The sequence below is a fragment of the Marinobacter shunpengi genome (assembly GCF_045449715.1).
GTDB lineage: Bacteria > Pseudomonadota > Gammaproteobacteria > Pseudomonadales > Oleiphilaceae > Marinobacter.
In genome coordinates, this window is the sequence record NZ_JBJJLA010000016.1 from 15,999 (window position 1) to 31,699 (window position 15,701).

Sequence of the window (15,701 nt, forward strand, 5' to 3'; positions counted from 1 at the left end):
GAACCCGGCCCCGGACGAAAATCCGGCGGGAGGAGCCCCGGTGGAGAATTTCAGTGCCGGTGCCGGCACACGGGCCGACAATTGCAAAGGCGGGATTTTACCGGTTGTGGGGCCTTATTACCATCAGCGAACCGCCAACCAGTACCCGCAATAACCGAGTCATGGGATATAACCGCGTCATGGGATCAATGCCCTTTCATACTGGTTGACCAGGAAACTGATCAGGGAATCCTCATCCAGGGGATAGCTGAACAGGTTGCCCTGGCACTGGGCGCAGCCGGCCTTCTCCAGGAACTGCAATTGGTGCGGGGTCTCCACTCCCTCCGCCACCACGGTCAGTCGCAACTTGTGGGCCAGGGCAATCACTGCGGAAGCCACGTCGGTGGCGTTGGCATTGTAGGGGATATCCCGAATGAAGCGGTCATCGATCTTCACTGCATCCAGGGGTAACTGCTGCAGGGCCGCCAGGGAGCAGGCACCGCTGCCGAAGTCATCCAGGATAAGCCGGGCGCCGGTATCGTGGAGCGCCCCCAGCAACACCCGCAGCCCCTTGGGGTCCTCGTTGAGCAGGGAAGCAGGCAACTCAAGCTCCAGCCGTTCCGGTACCACGCCGGTTTCGGTGATGACGCGGCGGAACAGGTCCAGGAAGCCGGGATCGGTCACCTGTCTTACGGACAGGTTTACCGCCACCTGCAGCCGCTCAAAGCCCGCCCGCTCCAGGGCCTGGATCTGGATGCAGGCCTGCCGCAGGGCCATTTCGCCCAGGCGGACAATCAGACCGGACTCTTCGGCCAGGCGGATAAACTGGTGGGCGGACACCAGCCCCCGTTCCGGGTGCTGCCAGCGCAGGAAGGCCTCAACCCCGACCACCCGCTGCTCCGCCAGGTCGACCTTGGGCTGGTAATGCAGGACAAAGCGGTCCTCATCCAAGGCATTGGTGAGTTCTTCCTGCTGCAGCAGCCGACGTGCCGCCTGCAGATTCAGTGCCGGAGTGAAGAACTGGTAGTTGTTACGCCCCCGCTCCTTGGCCCGGTACATCGCCAGGTCCGCGTACTTCATGAGCACGCCCGGGTCCTCACTGTCGTAGGGGATCATCGCGACCCCGATACTGACCGTGATTCCCACGTCATGCTCGTTCAGGCGCACGCGCTGACACAGGCGTCGCAGGATGGTCTCCGCCACCTTGGCGGCGGCGTCGGGACCGCTGATCCTCGACAGCAGCACCACAAATTCATCGCCCCCGAGGCGGGCAACGGAGTCCTCTTCCCGGACACAGCCGGTCAGCCACCGGGCCACGTGCTCCAGCAACTGGTCACCGGAATCGTGACCCAGGGTGTCGTTGATACGCTTGAAGCCATCCAGGTCCAGGAACATCAGTGCCGCCGGCTCATCGCTGCGGCGACTGCGACGGACCACATGGGCCAGCCGATCCCGGAACAACTGGCGATTGGCCAGCCCCGTCAGTGGATCATAGAACGCCAGGCGATGCAGCTCGGACTGGGCGGTGCGCAACTGGGTCAGGTCACGCAGACTCAACACCACGCCTTCCACTCCCGGCACCCCCAGCATGGAGGTGAACGAGCCTTCCATCTCACGCCACTCACCGGAGGCGTCACGTACCCGGGCGCGGGTGACCGGCATCTGCTCACCCGGCTTCTCCAGGGCGGCCCGGAACCCGGCCTGCAGCCTAGGCCAGTCGTCGCTGTGGACCCGGGATTCCGAAGGTATGCCACGGGCCTCCTCCGGGTCATAACCCAGGATGGTGTAGCAGGACGGACTGACGTAGGTGGGCCGCCCCTGCTGGTTCATCACCAGGGTGATGTTGCTGGCACCCTCTGTGATGGCCCGGTAGCGACCGGCACTCATCTGGGCCAGCAACCGGGAGCGTATCAGCGCCAGCGCGAAGGCAAACAGCAACAGGCTGACCATAATGCCCGACGCCATGACAATAGCCGGACGCGGATCAGACGCCAGGAAATCAAAGGCCGGTGTCGAACGGGTCTGGATCACCCAGGTACGCCCGCCATATTCGATCTTCTGGGACTTCTCGAAGCTGAAATCCTCGTCCAGGGACCCCAGGTTGGAGCCATACATCTGGGTTTCCCGCCCTATGCTGCCATCATAGATACGCACATCCAGGAACGGCGCAATCAGGCCGACAATACCATCGAGCAGGTTGTTGGTGCGAAAGGCACTGAACACGAACCCCTTGAGCAGGATACGACGTTCTCCGAGGGAGGCCGGCACCTGACCGCCATGGTAGACCGGGTAGTACATCAGGAACCCCGCCTGGTCCTCCGCCAGTTCCTCCTGAACCAGCACCACCTTGCCCGTGACTACCGGACGGGCGGTGTCACGGGCCCGCTCCATGGCCTGCCGGTGAATATCATCCTGGTAGGCATCATAGCCGAACGCCCGGCGATTACGCTCGGTGGCGGGTTCCAGGTAGACGATGGGGTGGAACTCTTCCCTCAGCCCCCGGGGCCGGACCACATAGTCCTCAAACCCCTCGGCATGGAGTTCATCCAGATGCCCCCGCAACTCATTGATGCCAATACGGCGGGTGACACCGATACCCTGGATACCGGGGTAGTAACGGTCGATATTGACCTTGTCGATGTAGGTGTGCCATTCCTCGCGGCTGATCTCGCCCGCCACGGATAGCAGACCGGCACTGCCTGCCAGTACCTGTTCGTAGTTGAGCAGGCGGTCTTCTATGGCGGTTTTGAGCTGGAGGGACTGGGTGTTGAAGCGGCTCTCGGTGCGGTCTTCCACCAGGCGCATGGACAGCACCCACAGGGCAACGGTCACGCCAAGGGCAATCACCAGCACCAGCCACGCCATGCGGGAATATTGGGGGCGCAGGAGATCTTTGAGCGCAATGTCCTTCTTATTGATCATGTCCGGATCCGTTCCCTGGCCATGTCCCTGGTAAAGCCGGCGGAGTGTCCGGGAAGACCCGTCCCGGAGCAACTCCATACATATGCCAGTGTGGCGAAAATGTAACAAAAACGCCAGTAAATGCCCTGGAACCGGACACTCGTGTCGTTATTGCCAACAGGTAAAGCTATCAGAAAAGCCGTCAGCGAAACAGTTCGCCAGAGACAGAAAAACCGCCAACTGTTTCACAGCTGGCGGTTTTTCCGATCCTGGTCCGGGATCTGTCCGGCAATCAGGGGCGCATGACCAGATAGGTTGCACGACCCTCGCGAATGATCCGCACCGACACCGCACGGTCGTCCGGCAGATCCTTCACCACATCGCGGAATGTTTCCAGGTTGGTCACCAGCTGACGGTTGAGTTCGGTGATCACGTCATTTCGACGGATACCCGCCTGGAAGGCCGGACCGCGCCCAACACCGGTCACCAGCACCCCACCGGGGATATCCAGGCGACTGGCCAATTGGTCCGGCAAGGGTTCGACCTGCATGCCCAGGGGACCACCGGCAGAGCCTGATGGCTCACCCCGGCTATCATCGGCACCCTCCTCTTCCGGCAGGCGTCCGATTTCCACGTCAATGGTCTGCCGCTCGCCCTGGCGAAGGATTGTCAGTTCCGCGTCGTCACCGACCGGTGTTCGACCGACCATGGGCGGCAGGTCCGATGAGCGTTCGATGGATTCACCTTCATAGGACAACACGATGTCCCCGGCCTCCAGGCCGGCCTGCTGGGCCGGCGAATCCGGCATCACTTCGGCAATCAGCGCACCCCGCGGACGGCTGAGCCCGAACGATTCGGCCAGGTCACGGTTCACCTCCTGGATCAGCACACCCAGCCAGCCCCGGGCAACGCTGCCCTCATCCCGGATCTGGCGGAACACGTTCATGGCGTCATCGATGGGAATGGCGAAGGACACGCCCATAAAACCACCTGACCGGGTATAGATCTGGGAATTGATACCAATGACCTCGCCATCCATGTTGAACAGCGGTCCGCCAGAGTTGCCCGGGTTGATGGCCACATCTGTCTGGATAAAGGGCACATAATTCTCGCTGGGCAGCGACCGGCCAATGGCACTGATAATGCCGGAAGTGACAGTGTAGTCGAAACCGAAGGGTGAGCCGATGGCGAAGACCCACTGCCCCGGTTTCAGCCCGGAGGATTCGCCAATCTTGACCACCGGCAGGGGTTCCTCGTCCTCGATCTTGAGCACTGCCATGTCCGAACGCGGATCGGTACCAATCACCTCCGCCTGCAACTCCCGCCGGTCGTTCAGGCGGACCATGATCTCATCTGCCCCCTCGACCACGTGGTTGTTAGTGAGCACATAACCATCTTCAGACACGATGAAACCGGAACCCATGGAACGGCGAGGCTGCGACGGACCGCCATAGGGGGACTGTGGTCCGCCGAAGAACCGCTGGAAGAAGTCCGGCATCTGTTCCAGTTCACGGTCGCTGAACGGTGATTGCTGACGCCTCGGGTCCGGTTCGGACACGGTGCTGATGTTCACCACGGCGGCTGAGTTTTCCTCCACCAGCCCGGTAAAATCCGGCAGCGAACGTGCGGCAGCGGACTGGGCCGTCAGTGTCAGTAGCGATGCGACCAGAAGGAGTAAAACGGATGGCAGCCAGGCGCGCTGGCCAGGTTGAAACTGTCTTGTCATGGAGGCTCCCTTAACTTGCCGTTTCTACACAACCGGCCCCTGAAAACATGCCGTGCGGCGGGATGATCCTGCCGCTCGATGCCATTTCAGCGACCCGAAATATCTGGTGATGACGTCGAACCGTTTCAAATTAAAAACTGTACAGGTCAGTGCCCCGACTCCAGGGGAATCACCCTCCCCATGACCGGCTGCCAGCGAGCGGCGTGCCGGTGCGAGACCCATCGTGCGAGCCACAGGCCACCGCCCAACCCCACCAGGGCGGCGAGTATTGCCAGCCCGTCTCTGCCGGGCAGCAGGGCGCCGGCCAACCCAGTAGCCACGATCATCAATACCAGGGGAACCGCATAAACCAGCAGCGAGGCCCTGAGCAGCGCCGACTCCTCGATAGCCACGGTCACCTGGTCGCCAGGGCGGGCGTCCAGGGTGTTGAACACACGGATCTGTCGCGACTGCCCGCCACTCATGGTGGCCAGGGCCTTCTGGCCGCAGCCATGACGGGCACTGCAGGACTGGCAGGCACTCTCGCGAATGGTCTGCACCCAGGCTTCATTGCCGCTGACGGAGATCACCGTGCCGGTTTCGTGAATCATGCTCGCCCCATCAGTCCATCAGTGTTCGCGCCAGGGCGTTACTGTCATCCACAGTGACCGATTGCGCCACTCGCATCGCCGTGCGGGGCGGAATCTCACCCACCACCGTGATCAGGAACCGTTCCCGGGCATCCTCCGGGCCCGGATTGGCATAATGCATGTAGATTGTGGTCGCCCCGACACGGGACGCTCCCTGGGGCATGTCCACGCCGCTGGCAGGCTCAACAAACACCGAGAAGGTGGCGAGGCCGTCGGAAAACGCCACCGCCTGGCCCCGGTCCGTGCGGGGAGCCGCCGCCGGCATGAATCCCTCCGGCTTCCAGCCCAGGGTCCAGCCATCCATTTCGCCGGGCTTATCCGACATCGGCAGGTCCGGAGTGACTTCCTTGACCTCAACGCCGGACTCAATCACGAACTCCGAATCGGGCAACTCGTTGGTGATCTCCAGCATGGTGAACTGGAAGTGTTCGAGGACGTCCCCATCCTGGCGCACATGGCTCTTGAGCAACAGGCCGGTGTGCTTCTCCATCCACAGACGGTAGCCGTACCGGTGCTCGTCCCGGGGCTGCAGACCGATCACCACGGTGGGATAACCGGCAATGCGGTCGTCACCCAGCAGTTCCGGCTGATACCAGGCCCCCACCGGCACCCGCTGGCTGGCGAACGCCTCGCCGAAGGGGCCGGAAGGAATCACCTGGTCAAGATGGATGCGGCCATGCTCCGGTAATACGCAAAGCACCTGGTTACCCCGACGCAGGATCTCGCCATTAGCCCCGTCCTGCTGTACCAGGCGCTCCTCCACCCGGCCATCCCGGTAACGGTGGGCAATCATCATGGAACTGACCTGATCGCCACGGGAGTAGACAAAGATCCCCCGGTAGGTGGTCATGTTCAGGGCCGGCCCCAGCTTCAACAGCCAGGCGTCCGCGGTTTCCTGTTCAGCCCCCCGCACGGGCCAGGCGGCAAGCATGGTAACCGCCAGCACCATCATGATCGCGGTATGCGCTGCAACCCGGGCGCGTAGTTTCAAGACACTCCCCTCTGAATAGTGCAACTGCCAGTCAGACAGAACGGTTAAACGATGTTGCCGGCGAGCCGGCACCGACCAGGCCTAATACCCCGTACCGGCACCGGACATGCTTGTCAGGCGGGCGTAACCCACAGCTCCCTGGCCAGCCACCACGCTGTTGTTCTGCGCGTGCTCCAGCAGGTAGCGGCTGACCTGTTCACGCTGGCGGGCATCCAGCCCCTGCAGGGTGACCTGCGGCACAGCGGAGTCCGGTGCAGCTGAGGGCACCTGCGCCTGGACCGGCACCAGTGTATCGCCCCCGGTGCCGGACATGACGTCCCAGCCACTACCGGCGCCAAAGCCAATGGCGACCCCGAAGGTTATCATGGCGACTGCGGACCAGCGCCAGGGTGCATGACGACGTCGTACCGCCTGACGGTGGCTGTATTCAGCCGAGGCCGATCGGTCCAGGCTGGCATTCACCGCGTCCCGTACATCCAGGCCGGCATGACCACTGGGGGTTTCATGGATCACGTCACGGATGCGTTGCCAGCGTTGCCACTGGTCCCGCACGGCCGGCTGGTCGTGGTGGGACAGCACCCGACGCACCGCCAGCTCATCCGCCTGGTCATCCATCATGGCAGACAAGGTTTCTCTTAGCCGATCATCCATTGCCTGTACCTCGCTGTTCTCATCACTCATGTATTATCCAGCATCGGGCCCAACTGGCGGTCAATGGCGTCCCGCGCCCGGAAGATCCGTGAACGGACGGTTCCGATGGGGCACTCCAGAATCCGCGCAATGTCCTCATAGGACAGGCCCTCGTATTCCCGCAACAGGAAGGCGGAACGCAACTCTTCCGGCAACGATGCGATGGCCGCTTCCAGCGCCTCCCGTAACTGGTCCCGCTGCAGGAACCCCTCCGGCGAACCGACGTCCCGCAGGCGGAAGCCATCCTCGAAGCTTTCCGCATCGTTGACATCCGCCACACCCTGGGGCCGACGCCCCCGGGCCTCCAGGAAATTCTTGGCGGTATTCACCGCAATCCGGTAAAGCCAGGTATAGAAGGCGCTGTCGCCCCGGAAACGCTCGATGGCCCGATAGGCCTTCACAAAGGTTTCCTGGGTAAGGTCCAGCACCTCCTGGGAGTCATAGATATAACGGCTTATTATGGAGGCCACCCGCGACTGGTACTTGAGCACCAGCAGGTCAAAGGCCGAGCGGTCGCCCTGCCGGGCCTTGCGCACCAGTTGAAGGTCTGTCTGGCCATCGGGAGCCGAGGGCCGGGTCTGTTCGGCGTCCGGTTTCATGGTGGGGCCGGCGGGTGCCTCCTTTAACTGGGCCGCTGGACCTGGCTGCCGTCTCTCGCTCATGATCATAGGCGCTTCTTCCACAAGTTGGCGGCGGAAATCCGGGCTTACTGAACCCCGGTTTGCACGTCGGTTCCGCTGTGGGCAAATAGACAGCAGGCAGAAAGTTTAGTTCAATACTCGCCACACTATTATGGCCCGCGAAAACGACCACATGCCACAGTCCCACGAATACGATGTTCTCATTATCGGCAGCGGCGCGGCCGGCCTGACCGTTGCCCTCAACCTGCCCACGCACCTGAGCGTGGGCGTGATCAGCAAGGCCGACATCACCAGCGGCGCCACCCTGTGGGCGCAGGGCGGTATTGCCGCCGTGCTGGACAGCGACGATTCCCTGGAGGCGCACGCCGCCGACACCCTGGCCGCTGGCGGTGGCCTCTGCCACGAGGACGCCGTACGCTACACCGTGGAGAACGCGTCCGAAAGCGTCCGCTGGCTGATTGACAGCGGCGTGCAGTTCACCCGCGACGAGAACGAACAGCTTCACCTGACCCGGGAGGGTGGCCACAGCCACCGGCGCATCATCCATGCGGCGGACGCCACCGGCAACGCGGTGTCCACGACGCTGAGTGAACAGGCCGCCAGCCGCGCCAACATCGACCTGCTGTCCCGGCGGGTGGCGGTGGACCTGATCACCAACCGCAAACTGGCGCTGCCGGGCAACCGCTGCGTGGGCGCCTACATCCTCAACCTGGACACCGGCCATGTGGAGCTGTTCCGGGCCAGGTTCACGGTAATTGCCACCGGTGGCGCCAGCAAGGCATACCGCTACACCACCAACCCGGACGGTGCCTCCGGTGACGGCATTGCCATGGCCTGGCGGGCCGGCTGCCGGGTGGCCAACATGGAATTCAACCAGTTCCACCCCACCTGCCTGTATCACCCCCACGCCAAGTCCTTCCTGATCAGCGAGGCCGTGCGGGGCGAAGGCGGCCTGCTCAAGCTGCCGGACGGTAGCCGCTTCATGGACCGGTTCGACAGCCGGGGCGAACTGGCGCCCCGGGACATTGTCGCCCGCGCCATCGACCACGAGATGAAGCGCCTGGGGGCGGATCACCTGTACCTGGACATCAGCCACAAGCCGGCGGACTTTATCCGCGAGCACTTCCCCACCATCCACGAACGGTGCCTGGGCTTCGGCATCGATATTACCCGCGACCCCATCCCGGTGGTGCCGGCGGCCCACTATACCTGTGGCGGCATTATCACCGACGAGCGGGCCCGCACCGACATCAACCAGCTCTACACCGTGGGCGAAGCGGCCTTTACCGGCCTGCACGGAGCCAACCGCATGGCCAGCAACTCGCTGCTTGAATGCCTGGTGTATGGCCGGGCCGCGGCGGCGGATATCGCCCGGCGCGAGTCCGATATTCCGGCGCCGCCACCGGCCCCGGACTGGGACGAGTCCCAGGTACGGGACTCCGACGAGGACGTCATCATTTCCCACAACTGGGATGAACTTCGTCATTTCATGTGGGACTATGTAGGCATCGTACGCACCACCAAGCGACTGCAACGGGCCAAGCACCGGGTCGACCTGCTGGCCAGGGAAATCAGCGAGTTCTACAGCAACTACCGGGTCAGCAACGACCTGCTGGAACTGCGCAACCTGGTCACGGTGTCAGACCTGATCATCTGCTCTGCCCTGCAGCGCAAGGAAAGCCGCGGCCTTCACTTCACCCTGGACCATCCGGGTCTACAGAACGAGCCGGAAGATACGGTGCTGGTGCCGACAACGTACCGGATTGCATCACCCTGAGCGCAGGTCCCGGCCTGCGCCCCATTTCCTAGCGAGCACTGAATCAATGTCCGAAAAGAGTAACCCCGAGTTCAATCGCCTGTGGTGGCACAGCCGCCGTGGCATGCTGGAACTGGACGTCCTGCTACTCCCCTTCCTGGAGCAGGCCTACCCCTCCCTGCCGGAGGAAGACCAGCAGCGCTACCACAAGCTGATTGGCTGTGAGGACACGGACATGTTCGAATGGTTCATGCAACGCAGTGAACCGGAAGATCCGGACCTGCGACGCATCGTGCGCATGATCCTGGACCGTGTACAACCGGATTGACCTGTCCCTGTCCCCCAGCCGGGTTGCTGGCCTGGCTGCGGCGGGCCCCTGGCTTCTGCTATTGCTGGCAACACTGGTGATGGCCTGGAGCGGCCTGCCCTGGGTGGCGATACTGTCTCCCCTGGCGGGGTTGGGAGCGGTGGACCGCTGGCGCCGGTGCGGCTCCCTCGGTCACCGCCAGGCGGTGGTCCGGTTGACCGTCCACGGGCCCCAACTGTTCGCCACCCTGGCAGACCAGACCGGAACCGAGGTCCATGTGCTGCCGGACAGCCGGCTATCCGGCCAGAGCCTGTTCCTGGCGCTACGCACGGTTACCGGCGGTCAACGGCTGCAAGCGGTACTGGTGCCGGAAGCATCCCGGGGCAATTCGCCGACCGACGCCCTCAGGCGATTCAGGACCTGGCTGAGGTTGATGCCGGAGGCACCCGCCCCCATCAATGCTGCCACCGTACAACCAAACCCAACGCAACACCCATGGCCCGGAGGCAAGACCCATGACCACTGACGCCACACCCCTCGCCCGAACACAGCCGGTACTCCCGGCTGCGGCCCATCTCTCCGACCGGGTCCTGTTCCGCATCAGTGGCCCCGGTACCAACGATTTCCTGCAGGGGCAGATGAGCCAGAACCTGGCGGACGTGAGCCCCGGCTACTCACCCAGGGCCGCCGCCAGCACGCCCAAGGGCCGGGCCTACCTGCTCACCCGGCTGGTCAGGGACGGTGATGACATCCTGCTGACCATGCCGACGGCCATTGCCGACGACGTATCCAGACACCTGAACAAGTACCTGATGCTGTTCCGAGGCACTTCCATGGAGCGGCTGGACAGCGGCGAGGTCATCGGACTGCTCGGCGAGGAGTCCGCCAGGACCCTCCTGGACGACACCACCCTGCCCACCGAACCCGGTGGAACGATGGCCCTCGGCGACGGGCACCTGATCCGGACCCAGCCCACGGCCGAGGGCCTGCCCCGTTTCGAACTCTGGCTGCCATCCGCAGCAGCCCCGTCAGTACAGGCAAGACTGGAACAGCTCGGGGACGCCACCCTGGCGGACTGGAATGCCAGCGAAATTGCCGCGGGCGTTGCCGAGCTGGATGCCGACACCCGGGAGAAGTGGGTACCCCAGATGCTGAACTGGCAACACCTGGATGGCATTCACTTTAAAAAGGGCTGTTACACCGGCCAGGAAGTGATTGCCCGCATGCACTTCCTGGGGCAGCTCAAGAAAAGTGTCTATCGCCTGAGCGCCCCCGGGGGAGAGGCGCCGGCACCCGGGAGCAGTATCGTCGCCGATGGCAAGCCGGTGGGAGAGGTGGTGCGTTCCGTGTCACTGGATGACGGCAGCGTTCAATTGCTGGCGGTGATCAAGCACGCCGCAGCCGATGCAGGATTGAACCTGGAAGCCACCGGCCAGCCCCTGACCATCCTGCCGCTACCCTATGCCGTACCTGAGCGGGAACAGCCCGCCGAGCAGTCCCCGGATACATAAGGTGACAGGAAAAGCTGGCGCATTCTGCTATAACAGTGACCATTAATATCAATACGATCGGGAACCCAGACACACTATGTCCGAATTTGTTGACGCCATTCGCAGCGAGATACTCACGGCCATCGAGAACGACAAGCTGATCCTGCCGACATTGCCGGAAGTGGCATTGCAGGTACGCGACATCGCCGAGGCCGAAGACTCCTCGATCATGGATCTGGCCAAGGTCATCAGCAATGACACGGCGTTGTCCGCCCGCCTGATCCGGGTCTGCAACAGCCCCCTGTTCCGGGGCTCCCGGGCCATCGAGAACCTGAACATGGCAGTCAGTCGCCTGGGCATGGCCTATACCAGCAACCTGGCCATGGGCCTGGCGATGGAGCAGATGTTCCAGGCCACCACGGATATGATCGACAAGCGCCTGCGGGCCACCTGGCAAACCAGCACCGAAGTGGCCGGCGTCTGCCATGTACTGGCACAGCAATACACCCGCCTGAAGCCGGACCAGGCCACCCTGGGGGGTCTGGTACACCTGATCGGCGTGCTGCCCATCCTGCGCTATGTGGAAGATAATGATGTCCAGGTGAGCAGCGTGATGCTGGATAACGTGGTGGACGAGATCCATCCGCGTATCGGCGCCGCCATTCTCAGGAAATGGGATTTCCCGGAAGAGCTGCAGATGGTTCCCCTGGAATACCAGAACTACAAGCGCCAGGTGGCGTCGGCGGACTATGCCGACCTGGTGATGGTTGCCAACCTGCAACTGCTGGCCGGCACCGACCATCCGGTCAACGACATGGACTGGAGCACCGTCACCGCCTTCGACCGCCTGGGCCTGGATCCGAACCTCGACATGAGTGAGGAGGAAGACCTGAACGCCCAGATGGAAGCGGCCATGGCGTTACTGAAGTAACGCTTGAGCCCCCGGACTCCCACTCTGCGTCCGACGCCCTGCGCGCCCTCTCCCAGGCCCTCTCCCTCGTTGGGGAGAGGTGGGAGCGCCCCCACTCCACTGTCCGGTCTCCAGCACCCTCTACCTCTTCCTGTAACGCTCCAGCAGCTCCGCCTTGCTGGGTAGCGACCAGTCGATGGGCGTCTGGCCCTGCTCCTGTAACCATTGGTTGGCGCGGGAGAAATGCTTGCAGCCGAAGAAACCACGGTAGGCACTGAGCGGGGACGGGTGCGGACCTTCCAGCACCAGGTGACGGTTGCGGTCGATGATGCGGCCCTTCTTGCGGGCGTAGCTGCCCCATAGCAGGAACACCACGCCCTCGCGGCGCTGGTTGATGGTCTCGATAACCCTGTCGGTAAAGGTTTCCCAGCCCTTGCCCTGATGGGCACCAGCATTACCCTGCTCCACCGTCAGTACAGCATTGAGCAGCAGCACACCCTGCTCGGCCCAGGGCTGCAGACAGCCGTGATCCGGCGGCGCAATGCCCAGGTCATCCTGGATTTCCTTGAAGATATTCACCAGCGACGGCGGCACCTGCACATTGGGCCGCACCGAAAAGCACAGGCCATGGGCCTGCCCCGGACCGTGGTATGGGTCCTGCCCCAGGATCACCGCCTTCACCTGATCCAGCGGCGTGCTGTTCAGGGCGTTGAAGCAATGCCGGCTCTCCGGAAACAGCACCTTGCCGGCCTGTTCCTCACTGGCCAGGAACTCCGCCAACTGTTCCATGTAGGGTTGGCGGAATTCGTCGGCAAGACACTGGCCCCAGCCCCGCTCGGGCCGGAGTTGCTGCGCCAGTCCTTCGGCCGGGGTCATGACTTATTCCTCCTGCCCGTGGCCAGCCTTATGCTCCGGGCGCATGGCCGGAAACAGGATGACGTCGCGGATGGACGCGGAGTCGGTCAGCAGCATGGCCAGGCGGTCGATACCGATGCCCTCACCGGCGGTGGGCGGCAGGCCGTACTCCAGCGCCATGACGTAGTCCTCGTCGTAGAACATGGCCTCGTCGTCGCCGGCGTCCTTTTCCGCCACCTGGGCCAGGAAGCGCTCAGCCTGGTCCTCGGCGTCATTGAGCTCCGAGAAGCCGTTGGCGATCTCGCGACCACCCACGAAGAACTCGAAACGCTCGGTGACGAAGGGATCAGTGTCCTTGCAGCGGGCCAGGGGCGACACCTCCTTCGGGTAATCGGTGATGAACGTGGGCTGCATCAGACGATGCTCGGCGGTCGCCTCGAAAATCTCGATCTGCACCTTGCCCAGACCCCAGCCCGGCTTCAGCTGGATGCCCAGATCCTTGGCCACCTGGCGTGCGCTGGCATCGTCCGCCAGCTGTTCCCGGGTAATGTCCGGGTTATGGCGCAGGATGGCGTCCACCACGGTGAGACGCTCGAAGGGCTTGCCGAAATCGTACTCAACAGTTTCCTCGGTGCCATCCGCCAGGGTACGGGTATTGGTCACCGTGGTGGTGCCCAGTACCTTCTGTGCAATGGTGCGCAACATGTCCTCGGTGAGGTCCATCAGGTCGTTGTAGTCGGCGTAGGCCTGGTAGAACTCCACCATGGTGAACTCGGGGTTGTGACGGGTGGACAGGCCCTCGTTACGGAAGTTGCGGTTGATCTCGAACACCCGTTCGAAACCGCCCACCACCAGGCGCTTGAGGAACAGCTCCGGGGCGATACGCAGGTACATGTCGATGCCCAGGGCATTGTGATGGGTCACGAACGGCTTGGCGGTGGCACCGCCGGGGATGACCTGGAGCATGGGCGTCTCCACCTCGGTGAAGTCCCGCTCGGTGAAGTACTGACGCATCACGTTGATGATCTTCGAGCGGGCCTTGAAAACCCGCCGGCTGTCCTCGTTCATCATCAGGTCCACGTACCGGTGACGGTAGCGGGCCTCGGTGTCGGTCAGCCCTTTGTGCTTCTCCGGCAGCGGGCGCAGGGACTTGGTGAGCAGCACATACTCGTCCATGGTCACGTAGAGGTCACCCTTGCCGGACTTGGACAGGGTGCCGCGGACACCAACGATATCCCCCAGGTCCCATTGTTTTGTATCCTTCTGCACGTCCTTGGACGCGTAGATCTGGATACGGCCGGTCATGTCCTGGACCACCTTGAACGCCTTGCGATCAAGCATCATGCGACCGGCAATGGCCACCTGGATGCCCATTTCCGCCAGCTCTTCCTTGGATTTATCCCCGTATTTCTCCTGCAGTTCGGCGGCAGTGGCATCGCGGCGGAAGTCATTGGGGAACGGATTGCCGCCCTCACGCAGCTCGGCCAGCTTGGCCCGGCGCTCGGCAATCAGCTTGTTGTCCTCGGAATGGGTGGCGTTCGGGTTGTGATCAGTCATTTTGGCTCACAATAGGTCGGGGTTTCCGGGTTAATACGATTGAGACGGCGCTGGTTACAGCGCCATCTTCAGACTGGCTTCGATGAACTTGTCGATATCACCATCCAGTACGTTCTGGGTACTGCTGGTTTCCACCTTGGTTCGCAGGTCCTTGATGCGGCCATCATCCAGCACATAGGAGCGGATCTGGCTGCCCCAGCCGATGTCGGACTTGGCATCTTCCTGCTTCTGCTTCTCGGCGTTGCGCTCCTGCATCTCACGCTCAAACAGCTTGGCCTTGAGCTGCTTCATGGCCTGGGCCTTGTTCTGGTGCTGACTGCGACCAGCCTGACAGGCCACTACAATACCTGTGGGGTTGTGGGTCAGACGCACTGCGGACTCCGTCCGGTTAACGTGCTGACCACCAGCGCCGGATGCCCGGTACACGTCCACCCGAAGGTCCGAGGGATCAATCTCTATCTCGAAGCTGTCGTCCACTTCTGGCGATACAAACACAGACGAGAACGACGTATGACGGCGATTGCCGGAATCAAACGGCGACTTGCGAACCAGGCGGTGCACGCCGGTCTCGGTGCGCAGCCAGCCATAGGCATGGTCGCCCTGGATATGGATGGTGGCACTCTTGACACCAGCAACCTCGCCCTCCTGCAGCTCGACAATCTCGGCCTTGAAGCCACGGCGTTCGGCCCAGCGCAGGTACATGCGCAGCAGCATGTTGGCCCAGTCCTGGGCCTCGGTGCCGCCGGAGCCCGCCTGGATATCCAGGTAGGCGTTATTGGCGTCCATCTCGCCGGAGAACATGCGGCGGAACTCGAGTTTTTCCAGCTCCCTGTCCAGCGCGTCCAGATCGGACTCGATATCGGCTACCGTGCCCTCGTCCTCTTCCTCGGCAGCCATTTCCAGCAGGCTGTCGGCATCGTCGAGGCCGGTGGTGAGGTTGTCGATGGTGCGGACAATCAGCTCCAGATCCGCGCGCTCCTTGCCCAGGGCCTGGGCCCGGTCCGGATTGTCCCAGACGGATGGCTGCTCCAGCTCGCGTTCGACTTCGGTCAGGCGTTCACTACGTTGATCGTAGTCAAAGATACCCCCTGAGCGCTTCAGTGCGCTCACGAAGTTCCTTGATCTTCGTAACAATAGGATTGATTTCCATGGAGCCCTTACTCGTTATGGTCAATGGCATTGCGGAACCCCCGGAAACAGCATCGACGCCATACCGGAGGGTCCTGAAAACAGAGGCGGAATTCTACCGGAAAATTGGCGTCAGTTCAG

General features: G+C 62.7%; 14 protein-coding genes. 5 read left to right on the forward strand and 9 right to left on the reverse strand.

Translation table 11 applies throughout. The annotated features are described in order from the left end of the window. Positions 1-177: 177 nt before the first annotated feature. The 6 genes from ACJO3T_RS10385 to rpoE form a co-directional block, all read right to left on the reverse strand. Complete coding sequence (locus tag ACJO3T_RS10385; RefSeq protein ID WP_406964165.1) at positions 178-2,901, reverse strand: bifunctional diguanylate cyclase/phosphodiesterase; 2,724 nt, start codon at positions 2,899-2,901, stop codon at positions 178-180. A gap of 271 nt (positions 2,902-3,172) precedes the next feature. Continuing rightward, positions 3,173-4,606 (reverse strand): DegQ family serine endoprotease, encoded by a 1,434-nt coding sequence (locus ACJO3T_RS10390; protein WP_406978443.1) that lies wholly within the window; start codon positions 4,604-4,606, stop codon positions 3,173-3,175. A 146-nt stretch (positions 4,607-4,752) separates the two neighbouring features. After that, positions 4,753-5,196 (reverse strand): SoxR reducing system RseC family protein, encoded by a 444-nt coding sequence (locus ACJO3T_RS10395; RefSeq protein WP_406964163.1) that lies wholly within the window; start codon positions 5,194-5,196, stop codon positions 4,753-4,755. Between the two features lie 10 nt (positions 5,197-5,206). Next, positions 5,207-6,226, reverse strand: coding sequence for a MucB/RseB C-terminal domain-containing protein (locus ACJO3T_RS10400; RefSeq protein WP_406978444.1), 1,020 nt, complete (start codon positions 6,224-6,226; stop codon positions 5,207-5,209). A gap of 81 nt (positions 6,227-6,307) precedes the next feature. Further along, a complete protein-coding gene (locus ACJO3T_RS10405) occupies positions 6,308-6,907 on the reverse strand; it encodes a sigma-E factor negative regulatory protein (protein ID WP_406964161.1) in 600 nt (199 codons plus the stop codon). After that, complete coding sequence (rpoE, locus tag ACJO3T_RS10410; protein ID WP_406964181.1) at positions 6,904-7,515, reverse strand: RNA polymerase sigma factor RpoE; 612 nt, start codon at positions 7,513-7,515, stop codon at positions 6,904-6,906. Before rpoE ends, ACJO3T_RS10405 begins: the two co-directional genes overlap by 4 nt. A 214-nt stretch (positions 7,516-7,729) precedes the next feature. Between rpoE and nadB the strand changes: the two genes are divergently transcribed. The 5 genes from nadB (at position 7,730) to ACJO3T_RS10435 (ending at position 12,041) form a co-directional block, all read left to right on the forward strand. After that, positions 7,730-9,334 (forward strand): L-aspartate oxidase, encoded by a 1,605-nt coding sequence (gene nadB / locus ACJO3T_RS10415; RefSeq protein WP_406964160.1) that lies wholly within the window; start codon positions 7,730-7,732, stop codon positions 9,332-9,334. Positions 9,335-9,380: 46 nt separating this feature from the next. Further along, the gene (locus tag ACJO3T_RS10420) at positions 9,381-9,641 is read left to right on the forward strand and encodes an FAD assembly factor SdhE (RefSeq protein WP_406964159.1); all 261 of its coding nucleotides are present in this window, start codon (positions 9,381-9,383) and stop codon (positions 9,639-9,641) included. Next, complete coding sequence (locus ACJO3T_RS10425; RefSeq protein WP_406978445.1) at positions 9,625-10,146, forward strand: hypothetical protein; 522 nt, start codon at positions 9,625-9,627, stop codon at positions 10,144-10,146. Before ACJO3T_RS10420 ends, ACJO3T_RS10425 begins: the two co-directional genes overlap by 17 nt. Further along, complete coding sequence (gene ygfZ, locus ACJO3T_RS10430; RefSeq protein ID WP_406964157.1) at positions 10,136-11,131, forward strand: CAF17-like 4Fe-4S cluster assembly/insertion protein YgfZ; 996 nt, start codon at positions 10,136-10,138, stop codon at positions 11,129-11,131. The genes ACJO3T_RS10425 and ygfZ overlap by 11 nt, the downstream gene beginning before the upstream one ends. 76 nt (positions 11,132-11,207) lie before the next feature. After that, a complete protein-coding gene (locus ACJO3T_RS10435) occupies positions 11,208-12,041 on the forward strand; it encodes an HDOD domain-containing protein (RefSeq protein WP_406964156.1) in 834 nt (277 codons plus the stop codon). Positions 12,042-12,161: 120 nt separating this feature from the next. On the opposite strand, the gene ung is transcribed toward ACJO3T_RS10435, so the two are convergent. From ung to prfB, 3 genes are all read right to left on the reverse strand, one after another. Then, positions 12,162-12,896, reverse strand: a complete 735-nt coding sequence (gene ung, locus ACJO3T_RS10440; RefSeq protein ID WP_406964155.1) for a uracil-DNA glycosylase — start codon at positions 12,894-12,896, stop codon at positions 12,162-12,164. A 3-nt stretch (positions 12,897-12,899) separates the two neighbouring features. Next, positions 12,900-14,432, reverse strand: a complete 1,533-nt coding sequence (gene lysS, locus ACJO3T_RS10445) for a lysine--tRNA ligase (protein WP_406964154.1) — start codon at positions 14,430-14,432, stop codon at positions 12,900-12,902. A gap of 54 nt (positions 14,433-14,486) precedes the next feature. Continuing rightward, positions 14,487-15,582, reverse strand: a protein-coding gene (prfB, locus tag ACJO3T_RS10450; RefSeq protein ID WP_406964153.1) for a peptide chain release factor 2 whose coding sequence is annotated in 2 segments (ribosomal slippage) — positions 14,487-15,509 and positions 15,511-15,582 — 1,095 coding nt in all. Because the reading frame shifts where the segments join, the coding sequence is not laid out codon by codon here. Positions 15,583-15,701 lie beyond the last annotated feature (119 nt).